The 17092-nt window shown below is 58.5% G+C and carries 13 protein-coding genes; 8 read left to right on the forward strand and 5 right to left on the reverse strand.

The features are described 5' to 3' along the window. Positions 1-165 precede the first annotated feature (165 nt). From J3351_RS09300 to J3351_RS09330, 7 genes are all read left to right on the forward strand, one after another. Positions 166-1005: an energy-coupling factor transporter ATPase gene (locus J3351_RS09300; RefSeq protein ID WP_005934864.1), complete on the forward strand. Its 840-nt coding sequence runs from the start codon at positions 166-168 to the stop codon at positions 1003-1005. 15 nt (positions 1006-1020) lie between these two features. Beyond that, on the forward strand, positions 1021-1941 hold the full coding sequence (locus J3351_RS09305; RefSeq protein WP_207697586.1) for an energy-coupling factor transporter ATPase: 921 nt from the start codon (positions 1021-1023) through the stop codon (positions 1939-1941). Further along, entirely contained in the window at positions 1935-2750 is an 816-nt protein-coding gene (locus tag J3351_RS09310) for an energy-coupling factor transporter transmembrane protein EcfT (RefSeq protein ID WP_005934862.1), read from the forward strand. The genes J3351_RS09305 and J3351_RS09310 overlap by 7 nt, the downstream gene beginning before the upstream one ends. Before the next feature lie 104 nt (positions 2751-2854). Beyond that, entirely contained in the window at positions 2855-3604 is a 750-nt protein-coding gene (truA, locus tag J3351_RS09315; protein WP_005934861.1) for a tRNA pseudouridine(38-40) synthase TruA, read from the forward strand. After that, entirely contained in the window at positions 3601-4803 is a 1203-nt protein-coding gene (locus tag J3351_RS09320; protein WP_005934860.1) for a DUF5711 family protein, read from the forward strand. Before truA ends, J3351_RS09320 begins: the two co-directional genes overlap by 4 nt. A 187-nt stretch (positions 4804-4990) precedes the next feature. Further along, a complete protein-coding gene (locus J3351_RS09325; protein WP_097771269.1) occupies positions 4991-5686 on the forward strand; it encodes a hypothetical protein in 696 nt (231 codons plus the stop codon). 23 nt (positions 5687-5709) lie between these two features. After that, a complete protein-coding gene (locus J3351_RS09330; RefSeq protein ID WP_207697587.1) occupies positions 5710-8013 on the forward strand; it encodes an ATP-dependent Clp protease ATP-binding subunit in 2304 nt (767 codons plus the stop codon). Positions 8014-8136: 123 nt separating this feature from the next. On the opposite strand, the gene J3351_RS09335 is transcribed toward J3351_RS09330, so the two are convergent. Next, positions 8137-9432, reverse strand: a complete 1296-nt coding sequence (locus tag J3351_RS09335; RefSeq protein ID WP_207697588.1) for a cation:proton antiporter — start codon at positions 9430-9432, stop codon at positions 8137-8139. A 73-nt stretch (positions 9433-9505) separates the two neighbouring features. Next, on the reverse strand, positions 9506-10534 hold the full coding sequence (locus tag J3351_RS09340) for a glycosyltransferase family 2 protein (RefSeq protein WP_156071476.1): 1029 nt from the start codon (positions 10532-10534) through the stop codon (positions 9506-9508). 288 nt (positions 10535-10822) lie between these two features. On the opposite strand from J3351_RS09340, the gene J3351_RS09345 reads away from it, so the two are divergent. Continuing rightward, positions 10823-12403, forward strand: coding sequence for an ATP-dependent DNA helicase RecQ (locus tag J3351_RS09345; RefSeq protein WP_156071479.1), 1581 nt, complete (start codon positions 10823-10825; stop codon positions 12401-12403). Positions 12404-12592: 189 nt separating this feature from the next. On the opposite strand, the gene J3351_RS09350 is transcribed toward J3351_RS09345, so the two are convergent. The 3 genes from J3351_RS09350 to nrdD are packed head-to-tail and all read right to left on the reverse strand — an operon-like array spanning position 12593 to position 16309. Next, entirely contained in the window at positions 12593-13573 is a 981-nt protein-coding gene (locus tag J3351_RS09350) for an Abi family protein (RefSeq protein WP_227623115.1), read from the reverse strand. 13 nt (positions 13574-13586) lie between these two features. Beyond that, a complete protein-coding gene (gene nrdG / locus J3351_RS09355) occupies positions 13587-14138 on the reverse strand; it encodes an anaerobic ribonucleoside-triphosphate reductase activating protein (protein WP_207697589.1) in 552 nt (183 codons plus the stop codon). Continuing rightward, a complete protein-coding gene (nrdD, locus tag J3351_RS09360; RefSeq protein WP_005934848.1) occupies positions 14138-16309 on the reverse strand; it encodes an anaerobic ribonucleoside-triphosphate reductase in 2172 nt (723 codons plus the stop codon). The genes nrdG and nrdD overlap by 1 nt, the downstream gene beginning before the upstream one ends. Positions 16310-17092 lie beyond the last annotated feature (783 nt).

Below are 17092 nucleotides of genomic sequence, written 5' to 3' on the forward strand. Positions count from 1 at the left end.
AACCGGAAAGTTTGCCGTACTGCCAAGGCCTCTCACTTTGGGAGAGGTGGCATCGCGCAGCGATGACGGAGAGGGCGAGGCCGCTAAAAATAAATAAGCAATCAATTTCAATAGAATGGGGTACAGCCCTTTTGAGAAGGGCGCACCACCGGAAAGAGAAAACCTATGGAAGAAACGATTTTAACTGCGAAAGATCTGAAGTTCCGCTATGACCCGGAACAGCCGGACTACGCCCTGAACGGCGTGTCGGCTGAGGTGAAGCGGGGCGAATTTGTGGCAGTGCTGGGGGCCAACGGCTGTGGAAAATCCACGCTGGCCAAGCACTTCAACGCCATCCTTCTGCCGGAGAGCGGTACTGTGCTGGTGGAGGGGATGGACACCAAAGACGAGGACAAGATCTACGATATCCGCCAGACCGTGGGCATGGTGTTCCAGAGCCCGGACAACCAGATCGTTGCCACCGTGGTGGAGGAGGATGTCGCCTTTGCGCTGGAAAATCTGGGCGTGCCGCCGGAGGAGATGCGCCGCCGCGTGGACGAAGCGATGAAGATGGCGGGCATCTATGAATACCGGGAGCGTGCGCCCCACAACCTGTCCGGCGGCCAGAAGCAGCGCGTTGCCATTGCGGGCGTGGTCGCCATGCGGCCCGACTGCCTGATCCTGGACGAGGCCACCGCCATGCTTGATCCCCGGGGCCGGGAGCAGGTGATGCAGACCATCCACCATCTGAACAAGAACATGGGCATCACGGTGGTGTCCATCACCCACTATATGGAAGAAGCTGCTCAGGCCGACCGCGTGCTGGTGATGAGCAAGGGCAATGTGGTCATGGAAGGCACCCCGAAAGAGGTATTCAGCCAGACCGAAAAGGTGCGCGCCCTGCGGCTGGATGTGCCGCAGGCTGCCGAGCTGCGGGATGAACTGGTCAAGGCCGGCATCCCCATGCCCGAGGGCATCATCGACACCGGCGCGTGCGCACAGGCTCTGTATGAGCTTTTGAAGTAAGGGAGGGGACGGAAGATGGGAAGCATTATCAAAGTAGATCACCTGAGTTATGTCTATAACCCGGGAATGCCCAATGCCGTCACCGCGCTGGATGACGTGAGCTTTGAGGTGGAAGAGGGAGATTTTGTGGGCATCATCGGTGCCACCGGCTCCGGCAAGAGCACCCTCATCACCCACATGAACGGCCTGAACAAGCCCACCAGCGGTCACATCATCATCGATGGCCGCGACCTGTGGGCCGAGCCGGAAAAGATCCGGGAATTCCGTTTCCTCACCGGTCTAGTGTTCCAGTACCCGGAGTACCAGCTGTTTGAGGAGACCTGCTATAAGGATATCGCCTTTGGCCCCAGAAACATGGGGCTGGACGAGGCCGAGATCGACAGGCGGGTGCATGAAGCAGCGGACTTTGTCGGCCTGGATGAGGCGCTGCTGCAGCGCAGCCCCTTTGAGCTGTCCGGCGGCCAGAAGCGCCGGGTGGCCGTGGCGGGTGTGATGGCCATGAAGCCCCGCATTCTGGTGCTGGATGAGCCTGCCGCCGGTCTGGACCCCGAGGGCCGGGACGAGATCCTGTCTGAGGTCAAGGAATACCACAAAAAGACCGGCACCACCGTGCTGCTGGTCTCCCACAGCATGGAGGATATTGCCAAGTACGCCGACCGTGTGCTGGTGATGAGCAACAAGAAGATCGCCATGTATGACACCGTGGAGAACGTGTTTGCCCGTGCGCCCGAGCTGCTGGCGCTGGGCCTGAGCGTGCCGCAGGTCACAAAGGTCTTCCTCAAGCTGCGGGAGATGGGTGTGGATGTTCCGGCGGATGTTTACACCGTGCCCTATGCCGTCAAGATGATTTTGGAAGCCAAGAAGCGCCGGGACGCAGGCGAAAGCCTTGTGCTGCCCCGTGTGGATGCAAAGAAGGGGGGCGCTGCCACATGCTGAGAGATATCACCATCGGCCAGCACTTCCCGGGCGACAGCCTTGTGCATAAGTTCGACCCCCGCATGAAGCTGGTGCTGACCATCGTCTACATCATCCTGCTGTTTGCCGCGTCCAACCCGCTGGGCCTGACGCTGTCCCTTGTGTTCCTTGTGGCCATGTACGGCGTGGCAAAGATCCCCTTCAAGCTCATCACCAAGAGCCTGAAGCCCATTTTGCCCATCATCCTCTTTACCGCGGTGCTCAACCTCTTCTTTGTTTCGGGCGAGGGCGAGCCACTGGTGCACTTCTGGGTGCTGAACATCTACGCCGAGGGCCTGCGCTATGCCATCCTGATGGCGGTGCGCGTGATGGCACTGATCGCGGGCACCAGCCTGCTGACCTATACCACCAGCCCCATCGTGCTGACGGATGCCATCGAGCAGCTGCTCAAGCCTTTGGGCAGGCTGCACTTCCCGGTGCACGAGCTGGCCATGATGATGAGCATTGCCCTGCGCTTTATCCCGACCCTGATCGAAGAGACCGACAAGATCATGAACGCCCAGAAAGCCCGCGGTGCCATGCTGGACAACGGCTCCATGATGGAGCGCGTCAAGGCGCTGGTGCCGGTGCTTATCCCGCTGTTCATCTCGGCCTTCCGCCGCGCCGATGAGCTGGCCATGGCCATGGAGTGCCGCTGCTACCGCGGCGGTGATGGCCGCACCCGCCTGAAAGTGCTGCGCTGCACCCGGCAGGATTATATCGACCTGGCGGTGTGCATCGTCTGCTTTATGGTGATCCTGAGCTCGAGACTGGTGTTCCCGAATTTTTAAAAACTCCCCCAGTCGCCTGCGGCGACAGCCCCCTCGAGGAGGGGGCCTTATAGCCTCCCTCTTTGAGGGAGGTGGCACGGCAAAGCCGTGACGGAAGGAGTTCCATGCAGAACTATTTACTGACCCTTGCCTACGACGGCACCAACTACTGCGGCTTTCAGGTACAGCCCAACGGGCGGAGCGTGGCCCAGACCTTTCAGGATGGGCTGGAAGCGGTGCTCCACAGCCGCCCCGATATCAAGGGGTGCAGCCGCACCGATGCCGGGGTCCACGCGCTGGGCTTTGCGCTGAACTTCCACGCGGAGACCCGCATCCCCCCCGAAAAGCTGCCGTTGGCCATCAACCAGCACCTGCCCCCGGATATCCGGGTGCTGTGCGCCCGGGTGGTGCCAGAGGAGTTCCACGCCCGCTATGCCGCCCATACCAAGACCTACCTGTACCGCATCCACAACCACCCCATCGATTCGCCTTTTGATGAAAAATATTACACCCGGGTGCCCCGGCGGCTGGATGTGGATGCCATGCAGAGGGCGGCGGAACAGTTTGTGGGAAAGCACGATTTTCTGGCCCTGTGCGCGGCGGGTTCCTCTGCTGCTGCCCACGGAGATACCGTGCGCACCATCACCGACTGCCATGTGACCCGGAAGGGCGACGAGGTGGACATTGAGGTGACAGCGGACGGCTATCTCTATAACATGGTGCGCATTCTGGCAGGCACCCTGTGTGAGGTGGGCGCGGGCCGGATGCAGCCCGATGCCATCCCCGGCATCCTTGCCAGCCGGGACCGCAGCCAGGCCGGGCCGACGCTGCCCGCGAAGGGGCTATTTTTGGAGAAGGTGGACTACGACCTATGAGAAAAAATCGCAACCGTCCGGAGAGTGACGAGCCGCTTTCGGAAGGGCGGGTCGAATATCTGGAAGCTGCCCGCCAGCGTGTGCGGAACCGGCGCATCCGCCGCACAGCGGTGCTGCTGGTGCTGCTGACGGCGGTGGTGCTGTTTGCCACCGGCATCGCGGGCAGCTCGGTGGCGGCCCTGAAGGACCTGACCGATACGGCCCGCATTGCCCTGCTGCCCGGCTCCGGCTGGCCCCAACAGACCGGTGTGGCCGAGCTGGAGCAGATGGCCCCCCTGACCGGCAGCTTTGTGGAGCTGGGGGACGAGGGCTGTGTGGTCTGGTCGCGCACCGGCAAAAAGCTGAACAGCATCCAGAGCGGCTATGCCCGCCCGGCGCTGGCCGCGGGCAAGACCCGCTTTGTCCTCTACAATCGCTCCGGAAACGAGCTGCGGGTGGAGAGCCGCACCCAGAACCTTTACACCAAGCAGCTGGAAAACAGCATTTTCCTCTGCGCCATGTCGGACAACGGCACGCTGGCTGTGGTCACGGAGGACCAGACCAGCATGGCAAAGCTGCTGGTATACAGCCCCTCCATGGAGCAGCAGCTCAGCTGGAGCATGACCTCCAACGACGGCACCCCCCTGCGGATGGCCTTTTCCCCCGACAGCCGGAAGCTGGCGGCGGCAGCCGTCACCGTCAGCGGGGGACAGGTGATGACCAACCTCTACCTCATCAATCTGGCATCGGGCGATCCCGTCAGTCTGGTGAATCAGGGCGGCGTGCCCCAGTGGCTGGGGTGGACCTCTGCTTCCACGATCCTGGCTGTCTACGATACCAGGGCCGTGCTCTACAATGCGGGCGGTGGTGAGCGTGCGGTCTATGATTTTGCGGGCACGGAGCTGAAAGATGTTTCGGTGGACGCGGCAGGCAATGTGGCCCTGCTGCTGGCATCGGGGCAGGTCTCTCAGGCTGTGACGCTGGACAAGAACCTGAACGTCCAGTTCAGCGCTGCTGTCTCGGCGGCAAATTCCATTGTCCGGGCGGGGAACCTGTTCTATCTGCTGGCCGATAACGCCGTGGAGTGCTTTGATGCATCTGGTACCCAGCAGTGGAGCCAGAACCTTGACACCAGCCCGCAGGCATTGCTGGCCAACAGCAAGGATCTGCTGCTGTTCAGCGGCAACACGGTGCAGAAGTTGGAAGCACCCGCTGAATAGCCCTCTCCGTCAATGCTTGCGCATTGCCACCTCTCCCAAAGGGAGAGGCAATTGCGGCTTTGAGGAAAAAGAGTGCAATTTATTTTGTGGCTTCCCCTGTCAGAAGCGTTGGCTCCCCCTTTGGGGGAGCTGGCACGACGGCAGTCGTGACTGAGAGGGTGAGCCAGTTCGGAATAAGGTTAAACGTATGTTCAAGAATCCGTCATTTATTTTTGATATCCTATGTACGGTGGTCTGGCTGGTGCTGGCCGTCCGGTATGCCCGCAAAGGCTTTCTGGCCTCTGTGGTGCAGCTGACGGGCAGTCTCATCAGCCTGTTCGGTGCCAGAGCCTTTTCAGGCTGGGCAGCCGGGCAGGTGTTCGAGCGTTTCCTCGCCGGAAGCTTCCGGGACCAGATCGCTGCCAATATCGCCGCCGGGGGAGCCGTCAGTCTGGATGGCATTGCCCAGCGGTACGCGGGCTTTCTGCCCGAGGCGTTCCGGGCATCCATCGTGGATGCCTGCGAGCGCTCCATCTCTGCCGTCCTCAATGACAACGCCGTTGTGCTGGCGGATACCATCGTCCAGAAGGTGCTGGCTCCGCTGCTGACCCCGGTGATCTCGCTGGTGCTGTTCTTTGTGGCGTTTGCCCTGCTGCGGATGCTGGTCAGCCTGCTGGTCACGGTGCTGGGGCTGGTGAACAAGCTGCCCGTGATCGGTGCAGTGAACCACTGGCTGGGCTGGGGCGTGGGCGGCATTGCCAGCCTTGTGGACATCTATCTGGTGCTCTGCGTGGTCTGGGCGCTCATTGTGATCACCGGCGGCAACCTCACCATGCTCAACGACACGGTGATGAGCGGCAGCCTTTACTATAAAGTATTCAATGTGTTCAACCCGTTTGTCTGAGCGGGGAGGGAAAAGGAGGAACAATGGTCTGCATTCGATGCCAGAAGCGGCCTGCCATTATTTTTGTCCAGCGGATGGAAAATGGCCAGATGAAAAACGAGGGGTACTGCCTGCACTGTGCCCGGGAGATGCACATCAAACCGGTCGATGATCTGATGAAGCAGTTTGGCATGTCTGATGAGGACATGGATGCCATGGAAGACCGGATGGAAAACATGATGCAGGAGATGGGGGACATGAGCAACATGAACCCCTTCTCCATGATGATGGGCATGGGCCAGCCGGACCAGAGCGAGGAGGACGGCGACCTTGTGCCCGGCTCCAGCGCCACCTTCCCGCTGGGGGTGAACGGCAGTGCCCAGAACGGTAAAAACGAAAAGAAGGCGGGCAAAAACGACAAAAAGCCGCCCCGCCGCAAGTTTTTGGATACCTACTGCGAGAACCTGACCCGCAAAGCCCGGGAGGGGAAGCTGGATGATATCATCGGCCGCGACCGGGAGATCTACCGCACCATCCAGATCCTGAGCCGCCGCCAGAAGAACAACCCCTGCCTCATTGGTGAGGCGGGCGTTGGCAAGACCGCCATTGCCGAGGGCATTGCGGAGCGCATTGCCAAGGGGCAGGTGCCGGCAGGGCTGCAGGATAAGGAGATCTTCCTGCTCGACCTGACCAGCCTTGTGGCAGGCACCCAGTTCCGCGGCCAGTTCGAGCAGCGGGTCAAGGGCCTGCTGAGCGAGGTCAAGGCGGCGGGCAACGTCATCCTGTTCATTGACGAGATCCACACCATTACCTCTGCCGGTGAGAGCGAGGGTGCCATGAATGCGGGCAACATCCTGAAGCCCGCCCTCTCCCGCGGCGAGATTCAGGTCATCGGTGCCACCACCTTCAACGAGTACCGCAAGTATATCGAGAAGGACCAGGCGCTGGAGCGCCGGTTCCAGCCCGTGCGGGTGGAGGAACCCAGCGTTGCTGATACGCTGGCCGTGATGGGCGGCATCAAGCACTACTACGAGGAGCACCACCATGTGCAGGTGCCCGCCGATGTGCTGAACGCCACCGTGACCCTGAGCGAGCGGTATATCACCGACCGCTACCTGCCCGACAAAGCCATCGACCTGCTGGACGAGGCCTGTGCCTGCTGTAATCTGGCCCACCCGGTCATCTCCGAGTACCTGACCATGCAGAAGGAACTGGAGGCCCTCAAGCAGGAAGAGGCCGACATGGAAAACGCCGATGTGAACGAGCCCATCGATTACGAGCGTGTGGCAGAGCGCAAGACCCGGATGGCACAGCTGGAGCGGGAATTGCCCGCCAAGCAGGCTGCGGCCGGGGAGATCCAGGTGACCATGGACGATGTGGCCAAGGTCATTGAGCTGTGGACGGGCATCCCGGCGGTGAAGATCCGGGAGACCGAGTATGCAAAGCTCGCCAGCCTTGAGACCGAGCTGAAAAAGAAGATCATCGGTCAGGACGATGCCGTGCATCTGGTGGCCCAGGCGGTCAAGCGCAGCCGCGCCGACCTTTCGGGCCGCCGCCGTCCGGCCAGCTTCATCTTTGTGGGCCCCACCGGCGTGGGCAAGACGGAGCTGGTGAAGCAGCTGGCAAACCAGCTCTTTGACGGCCCCGACCCGCTGATCCGGCTGGATATGAGCGAGTATATGGAGAAGTACGCGGTGTCCCGCATGATCGGTTCCCCTCCGGGCTATGTGGGCTACGAGGAGGCGGGTCAGCTGACCGAAAAGGTCCGCCGCCGCCCGTACAGCGTGGTGCTGTTCGATGAGATCGAAAAGGCCCACCCCGATGTGATGAATATCCTGCTGCAGATCCTGGACGAGGGCAAGATCAACGATGCCCAGGGCCGCACCGTGGATTTCTCCAACACCGTCATCTGCATGACCTCCAATGCGGGCAGCAGCGACCAGACCACCGCAAGTCTGGGCTTCAACCGCAGCGAGGAGGAGCGGAACGAGGAGAAGAGCCGCAAGGCACTGAGCCAGTTCCTCCGCCCTGAGTTTTTGGGCCGCGTGGATGAGGTCATCACCTTCAAGCCGCTGAGCGAGGAGACCCTGCAGGGCATTGCCGCCCTGATGCTGGACGAGTACAAGCCCAGCATGGAGGCCAAGGGCATTGCCTACAGCTATACCCCGGCGGCACTGGCAGCGCTGGTGCACAAGAGCCAGGGCGGCAAGTTTGGTGCCCGCGACCTGCGCCGGACCATCCGCAAGGCTGTGGAGGACCCCGCCGCTGAAAAGATCATCGACGGCACCCTTGTTTCCGGCTCCACCCTGACCGTGGATGCTGAGAACGATGAGATCGTGCTGAAATAAAGAGCAAACAGAAAGCCGCTGCACAGCGTAACAACTGTGCAGCGGCTTTTGTGGTGTATAAAACCTCTCAGCCGCCTGCGGCGGCAGCTCCCCTGATAGGGGAGCCAAGCCCTGTGGGAAAGGTTACTCCACGCTGACCGGCTCCTCCGGCTTGTTGGTGGTACGGGCGCTCGTGCGGCCCTCTGGAATGATCTCGCCTGCGGCGGTCAGGCTGAGCTTGGCCAGGGTCGGACCGACCAGCTCGTACACCAGCACCGAGAAGAGCACCACGTTGCGCACCATGTGGCCGTCGGAAAGCTCGGCAGCCTCGGCGGCCATGCCCAGCGCCACACCGGCCTGCGGCAGCAGGGTGATGCCCAGATACTTCTGGATCTTCTCACTGCAGCGGGTGGCCTTGCAGCTGACATAGGAGCCGGAGATCTTGCCCAGAGAGCGGGAAGCGATATAGACGGCACCAAGGAGCAGGACCATGGGGTTTGCGAGGATGTTCAGGTCCAGCTCCGCGCCGGACAGCACGAAGAACAGGATGTTCACCGGGCTTACCCAGCGGTCCAGGCGGTCCATCAGCTCATCGGAAGTGGGGCAGATGTTGCAGAACACGGTGCCGGTCATCATGCAGACCAGCAGCAGCGAGAAGCTGCAGTGGATGGGGCCGACCTCAAAGCTGACCATGGAAAGGCCCACCGTCAGCAGCACAAAGGCCACCGAAAGGCTCATGCGCTTGGAGCGGGAGTGGAAGTAGATCTCCAGCTGGTTGAGCAGCAGACCGGCCAGCGCGCCCAGACCCAGGCTGAGCACGATCTCCACCAGAGGCTCCAGAAGGATGCTGATGGGGTCGATGCGGCCCTGCTCCAGCGCGTTTGCGATGCCGAAAGAGGCTGAGAAGAGCACCAGACCCACGGCATCGTCAATGGCGACCACCATCAGCAGCAGGCGGGTCAGGGGGCCGCTGGCCTTGTACTGCTTGACCACCATCAGGGTGGCGGCAGGGGCTGTGGCAGAGGCGATGGCACCCAGTGTGATGGCGGATGCCATTGAGATGACATCCGGCCGGGCAAAGTGCAGGGCAACCAGAGCGATATCCACCAGCACGGTGGTGATAACGGCCTGCAGGATGCCCACAGTGACCGCCTGCCTGCCCATGCTCTCCAGCGCGCTGAGCCGGAACTCGTTGCCGATGACAAAGGCGATGAAGCCAAGTGCCACCTGTGTGATGATGCCGTAGCTCTCGACCTGTGCAAGGCTCCCGAAGCCGAAGCCCCAGCCGCTCAGGCCCAGCCGACCCAGAAAGAAGGGGCCCAGCAGGAGCCCCGCCACCAGATAAGAGGTGACAGCCGGCAGACGGACCGCTTTCGCTGCACGGGATGCCAACAGGCCTGCAATGAGCGAAAGAGACATGCGGATGAGCAATTGCTCCATAAAATAAGATCCTCCTCAGGAATTAAGATACGTTAAAAAGTATATCTTATCTGAGGAGGAAAAGCAACATTTGTTAATTGAATTTAAAAATCTTCTGTGCAAGGCGGTAACCGCCCAGCACGAGTTTGTCGCCCTTGGGGATCTTCAGGTTGGTCACGCCGCCAAAGCCGTAGCGGATGGAGCGGTAGACCCCGGCACTGGTGTGTGCCTTGAGGTAGGCCCACAGTTCGTTCTCCTTCTGCTTGGCGGCGGTACTGCCGTCCAGCAGAAGGAAGATGTCGCTGATGGCCATCATCATGGAGAGGTAGTGCAGCATATAGCTGCGCAGCTTCTTCTGGCCCTTGAGGGCATCCAGGTCCTGGCAGTCGATCATGTGGCGGGTCACCCGCAGCTGCTGATCCACCCGCTTGACCATCACACTCTCGTTCACGCTCTGGTCGGCCCGGCCGATGAAGTAGCGGTACAGGTCCAGATCCATATAATACATGCTCTTGACAAAGGGCAGGGGCTGGTAGACAAAGATGTTGTCTACATAGAAGGTGTGCTTGGGCAGCACCATGCCGCAGTCCCGCAGCACCTGTGTACGGTACATCACCGAGTGCATCAGCAGGTTCTGGTCGGGCCGGAAGTGGCCGACATGCGTCCAGCTGAACAGCCGGTTCTGGGGGAACACGTTGGTGTAGCGCACGGTATGGCTGGTGTTGTCCTCCACGTGCTCGTAGACATAGTTGCAGATCATCAGGTCAGGCGCGGTGCCCCGGGCAGTCAGCGTGTTCAGCTTGGCCAGCACGGTCCTGAGGGCTGCTTCGTCCAGCCAGTCGTCGCTGTCCACTACCTTGTAATACAGGCCGGTGGCGTTGCGGATGCCCTGATTCACGCCCTCGCCGTGGCCGCCGTTCTCCTGATGGATGGCCTTGACGATGGTGGGATATTTGGCAGCGTACTCATCGCAGATGGCGGGGGTGTCATCCTTGGTGGAACCATCGTCCACCAGGATGATCTCGGCCTGCTCCCCGGCGGAGAGCAGGGTCTCGATGCAGTGGCGCATATATGCCGCCGAGTTGTAGCACGGGACGGCGAAGGTGATCAATTTCTGAGCCATACAAAATACTCCTTTGCTCTTTTCCGGCAGATGCACAAGGCAGGGGCCGGGATGGAGATATGTACCCATATTATAGCATTTTTGTGCAGGAAATGCTATCGAACGTGGGAAATGTCAGAGATGTTTTACAATTATCCGGGGAGTTGTGGTATACTGGTTGGGTTATAAACCGCTCAGGCCGCTTTGCGTCCAGCTCCCCTGGTAGGGGAGCCAAGACTTGCCTCTCCTACTAGGAGAGGCGGCATTGCGAAGCAATGACGGAGCGGTTTTGTATGGATAGGAGGAACCATGGAAAGTCCGCATAGTATTCTGAAAAAAGTCTTTGGCTACGACAGCTTCCGCCCGGGGCAGGAGGAGATCGTCTCCCGCCTGCTGGCCGGGCAGGATGTGCTGGCCGTGATGCCCACAGGTGCGGGCAAGTCCATCTGCTATCAGGTGCCGGCCCTGCTGCTGCCGGGCATCACCATCGTGGTCTCGCCGCTGGTCAGCCTGATGAAGGATCAGGTGGGGGCACTGGTACAGGCCGGTGTGGCGGCAGCTTTCCTGAACAACAGCCTGACGGACAACCAGAAGGCCCTGATGCTCCGCCGCGCCCGGGAAGGGTGGTATAAGATCATCTATGTGGCTCCGGAGCGGCTGGAGATGCCGGGCTTCCAGCGGTTTGCGCAGGAGCGGGAGATCAGCATGGTCACGGTGGACGAGGCCCACTGCATCAGTCAGTGGGGGCAGGACTTCCGCCCCAGCTACCTGCGCATCAAGGCGTTTGTGGACAGCCTGCCCAAGCGCCCGGTGGTGGGAGCCTTTACGGCCACCGCCACGGCCCATGTGCGGGAGGACATCCGCACCCATCTGGAACTCCACACCCCCTACGAGGTGACCACCAGCTTCGACCGACCCAACCTCTATTTTGCCACCCGCAGGGCCCTGCCCAGCGAGAAGCCCAAAGTTCTGCTCGACCTTGTGCTCAGGGAGCGGGACAATGCGGGCATCATCTATTGCAGCACCACCCGGCAGGTGGACGAGACCACCCGCCTGCTGCAGAGCCGGGGAATCCGTGCGGCAGCCTACCACGCCAAGCTGGATGCGGACACCCGGCGGCAGAATCAGGACGATTTCCTCTATGACCGGGTGCAGATCATGGTGGCGACCAATGCCTTCGGCATGGGCATCGATAAGCCAAACGTCCGGTTCGTCATCCATTATAATATGCCCAAGGATCTGGAGAGCTATTATCAGGAGGCGGGCCGCGCGGGCCGTGACGGGGAGCCAGCCCGCTGCACCTTGCTCTATTCCGGCACCGATGTGCGCACCATCCGGTTCTTCATCGACAAGGAGATGGAGGCTGACAACGGCCTGCCTGCGGATGTCAAGGCCGAAGCGGCACGCAAGGCAGAGGAACGGCTCAAGTACATGACCTTCTACTCCACCACGCCGCGCTGCCTGCGGGGGTATCTGCTGAGCTACTTTGGTGAGGCCGCACCCCAGAAGTGCGAGAACTGTTCCAACTGTCTGCTGGCAGCACAGGCCGCCGAACAGGTGGAGGAGCAGGCGGCACAAGCCCGCCAGCGTGCCGCGGCCAGTGCGAAGCGGCTGGCCTCGGCCTCCCGCCGCCGTACCGACGAAGATGCCCTCAGCGAAGCGGACGAGAAGCTGCTGGCTGCCCTCTATGCCCTGCGTAAGCGGCTGGCCGCAAAGCAGAAGCTCCCTGCCTATATGGTGTTCAACGATTCCACCCTCCGCCAGATGGCGCTGAAAAAGCCCCTGAGCGTGGAGGAACTTCTCAATATCCCCGGTGTGGGCGAGAAAAAGGCCGCCCGCTATGGGCAGGAGTTCCTCAGTGTGATCGAAGAAACCGTTGGTACACGGTGAATTGGAGATAAAAGAACAAATAAAGCGTCCCGTTTTCCACGGCCAGTGCAGGCAGGGTGGAAAACGGGACGCTTTTTGTAAAAATAAAAGGGAACTGAATCGCTCCAGTTCCCTCAAGTATATGTCCCTGAGAACATATACCCCAATTAGTAAGAATATTATATCGCAGCTGTTGAAAAAATGCAACTGTTAAATATAATTTTTCAAAATTTCCATCCGTTTCGTCAGGTCGGGATGAATGACAATTGAAGCGACGGCAGGGTTGACTTCAGAGCGATAGGTTTCTGTGATATGCTCAAATTCTTCAATGAACCTAAGGATTTCGGAATTTGGCATCTGCAATAGCTTCAGATAATAGGACATCAGAATGACATAATCTCCGATGGTCTTGAAATTGACATACGGAAGCTGAATCGCAGAACGGAGACAGGCTTTCATTGCCTTTGTGGGGTCAAAATTGCGAAATCGGGTATCAAATACCACGGCATTGTGAGCAATAGCATTCCGGAGATCTTTCAAAGCATAGATGTAGCGAAATAAGAGCTCACAGGATGTATCGTTGGAAAGATCAAGGCCAATGCGGGTGGAAATATCTTTTCGGACAGGAAAAGTCAAACAAGAAAGCAAGTATCCAAAATCTCCCATGGTCATGATCTCGAAGAAAGCCCAAAGAGGAACACCGGAGTAAGTTGGATTATTGTAAAAATGTGTGATTTTTGGATTTCCTTTTGCATAGGCGTTTGCAAGGCTGGACTGGATGGAACGCTGAAGGTTCAATTTGTTTTGCTGGGCTCGCTTTTTCTGTTCAACGGTGAAATTGGCAGGGGAGTTGTTGTAACTGCAAACGACACGATCCAGAACATCCGAAATACTCTCGGATTGTGCGTTTTCAAGGATGCCCTGCAATGCGATGTTCTTGACAGCAGTTTCAATGAACATCATTTTTCCGTAAAACAGAGCTTTCAGGGCAGAATCATATTGGATGGTGGCATAGAGCTCCTGATAAGAAGAAAAAGGCAGGCGCGCACCGGCAGATTTGAAGAAACGATAGCCTTTATAGCCATGATAATATCCGGTTGTGACAAGCTGCTGTTTCTGTGTTTCGCCGGAGATGGCGATGCCGTTGTCACGCAGATGCTGCATTAAGTCGTTTGTTGTTTTATAGCTCATGGGCATCCTCGATTTACATGCTATGGGTAGCAAACACCTGTTCGTCCTCCCACCAGACGGGGGACTTTGCGGCAAGGCTCTTGGGAACATCCAGAAGCCGCTGGTTGGAGCTGCCCCGGAAGCGCAGGGAGATATCGTGCTGGGCTTCCACAAAGCGGCCGTCCACCAGAACATCCAGCAGACTCAGCAGCTCATCGGTGACCTCACAGCGGGCCGGGCAGGGAACACTGCCGGTCAGCTGCTCCCAGGTGTAACCGGAATAGCACCAGACGCTCTTATTCGGGTACAGCGCCCTGAAGTTGCGGACGAAGGGCAGCAGCTCCCGCTGGTTCTCCGGCTCAAAAGGCTCACCGCCCAGCAGGGAGATTCCTGTAATATAGTCGGGCTGGCAGGATGCAAAGATCTCGTTGCGCACGGCTTTGCCGAAGGGCTGACCGTACCCGAAATCCCATGCCACCTCGTTGAAGCAGCCCGGGCAGTGGTGCCTGCAGCCCGAAACAAAGATGCTGGTGCGCACCCCCGGCCCGTTGGCAATGTCGTAATACTTGATTGTTGCGTAATTCATCACAGATGCAGCACCCGATCCTTGATCTCCTGTGTCCGGCCCTGGTTCCAGAACTGGGTGCCGATATAACCGCAGGTGCGGCGGGCAACGTTCAGCTTGTTCTGGTCACGGTTGCCGCACTTGGGGCACTCCCACACCAGCTTGCCGTCATCCTCAACGATCTTGATCTCTCCGTCGTAGCCGCAGCACTGGCAGTAATCGGACTTGGTGTTCAACTCGGCGTACATGATGTTATCATAGATGAACTGCAGCACGCTTATCACGGCCTCCAGATTGTCCTGCATGTTGGGCACTTCCACATAGCTGATGGCACCGCCCGGGGACAGCTTCTGGAACTCGCTCTCAAACTTGAGCTTGGTGAAGGCATCAATGGGCTCCGAAACATGGACGTGGTAGCTGTTGGTGATATAGTTCTTATCGGTGATGCCGGGCACGATGCCGAACCGCTTCTGCAGGCACTTGGCAAACTTGTAGGTGGTGGATTCCAGCGGGGTACCGTAGAGAGAGTAATCCATGTTCTCGGCCTTCTTCCACTCGGTGCACTTGTCGTTCATGTGCTGCATCACGCTCAGGGCAAAAGGCTTGGCACCGGCATCGGTGTGGCTCTTGCCGGTCATATACTTCACGCACTCATACAGACCAGCGTAGCCCAGGCTGATGGTGGAGTAGCCGCCAAAGAGCAGCTTGTCGATCTTCTCGCCCTTCTTCAGGCGGGCCAGTGCGCCGTACTGCCACAGAATGGGGGCGGCATCGCTGGGGGTGCCCATCAGGCGCTGATGGCGGGCCTGCAGTGCCTTGTGGCAGAGAGCCAGGCGCTCGTCAAAGATCTTCCAGAACTTCTCGAAGTTGCCGCCGGAGGAAAGGGCTACATCCACCAGATTGATGGTGACAACACCCTGATTGAAGCGGCCGTAGTATTTGGGCTTGCCGGTCTCGGGGTCCACATAGGGGGTCAGGAAGCTGCGGCAGCCCATGCAGGTGTAGCAGTGGCCCTCGCCGTTTTTGTCCACCTTGAGCTCGAGCATCTTCTTCTCAGAGATGTAGTCGGGCACCATCCGCTTGGCAGTGCACTTGGCAGCCAATTCGGTCAGGTAATAATAAGGAGTGCCGGGGCGGATGTTGTCCTCTTCCAGCACATAGATCAGCTTGGGGAAGGCGGGGGTGATCCAGACACCAGCCTCGTTCTTCACGCCCTGATAGCGCTGGCGGATGGTCTCTTCGATGATGATGGCAAGGTCGGCCTTTTCCTGTGCGTTGCGGGCTTCTCCCAGATACATGAACACGGTGATGAAGGGGGCCTGACCGTTGGTGGTCATCAGGGTCACGACCTGATACTGGATGGTCTGGACACCGCGGTTGATCTCGTTGCGCAGGCGGCGCTCCACGATCTCCTTCTTGCGCTCCGGGGTAACGTCCAGCCCTTCCATCTCTGCCTCGACCTCAGCGGCGATCTTCTTGCGGGAGACATCCACAAAGGGAGCCAGATGGGTCAGGCTGATGCTCTGGCCGCCGTACTGGTTGGATGCCACCTGCGCAATGATCTGGGTGGCAATGTTGCAGGCGGTAGAAAAGCTGTGGGGCTTTTCAATATAGGTGCCGGAGATCACGGTGCCGTTCTGCAGCATATCCTCCAGGTTGACCAGATCGCAGTTGTGCATGTGCTGCGCAAAGTAGTCGGAATCGTGGAAGTGGATCAGGCCCTCATTGTGTGCCTTGACGATCTCCGGGTCCAGCAGCAGGCGGGCGGTCAGGTCTTTGGAGATCTCACCAGCCATATAGTCACGCTGGACGCTGTTCACGGTGGGGTTCTTGTTGGCGTTCTCCTGCTTGACTTCCTCGTTCTGGCACTCGATCAGGCTGAGGATGCGCTCGTCGGTGGTGTTGGTCTGGCGCTTCAGGCTCTGCACATAACGATAGGTGATATAATGGCGGGCTACATCGTGGGCCTGAATGTCCATCAGCTTGTTCTCCACCATGTCCTGGATCTCTTCCACGCTCACGGCACGGTTCAGCGCCTGGCACTGCTCCGTGACATCGTTGGCGATGGACAGGATCTGCTCCTGGGTCAGGCTGCTCTTGCGGCTGACCGAATCGCTGGCCTTGGTGACCGCAGTGATGATCTTGGTGATATCAAATGGAACTTCCGAACCGTTGCGCTTGATGATCTTCATAGTGTTCCTCCGTCGTTCTATCTGTGTGCAGTTCAAACGGGTGCCTCTTTCGCAAGAGGCACCCGCAAAGCAGTCTTGGGATGCGTTCAATTGATGTGATTCTATGATATCACTATTTAGTGATATGTCAATGGAGAAACCACTACATTTTGTGTTTTGGCGGTTTCGCCAAAATTGAGCCGAGAATCTTGGAGCAAAATTTGAGGCCAAAGCTCTTGACAAACTGTGCAAGGAAAGTGTTTGCATTCCGGGGCGTAATATCCACGGCGGTGTATACTTCTCTGGAAGTTTGGATAGAACAATACCTTATTATATAGAGAAAAATGGCCTCTGAGGTCCCTGCAGCCTCCGCGTCAAGGAACGTGTAAATTGCAGTTAAAAAACTAGTCAAAAAGTCAAAGACGCAAAAAGAAACGAAAAAAGTGAAAAAAGGGGTTGCCAAACGTGCCGGGATATGGTATTATACTTGAGCGCCAAGGGCCGCCGGAAAGAATGACTTCTGAAAGCGGCAGAAGCAAAGCGAAAGAACCAATATGGATACGTTGAAAAACGAGCCACAAGTTCGAAAAGATCGAAAAGCTTCTGAAAAAAGTGCTTGACAAAAAATCACTTCTGTGGTAAAATAATCAAGTCGTCAGCCGCTAAGGCTGAGGCGTACAGGACCTTGAAAATTGAACAATATCGAAAAACTTGTAACGGAACCTATTTTCGTGTTGGAAAAACACGTTAAACAATTCCAAACAAAGTAATTCACACAGGACGCAAGCGATTGCGTGCTGAGCG

Origin of the sequence: Faecalibacterium sp. Marseille-Q0746 (assembly GCF_017377595.1) — a bacterium.
GTDB lineage: Bacteria > Bacillota > Clostridia > Oscillospirales > Ruminococcaceae > Faecalibacterium > Faecalibacterium duncaniae.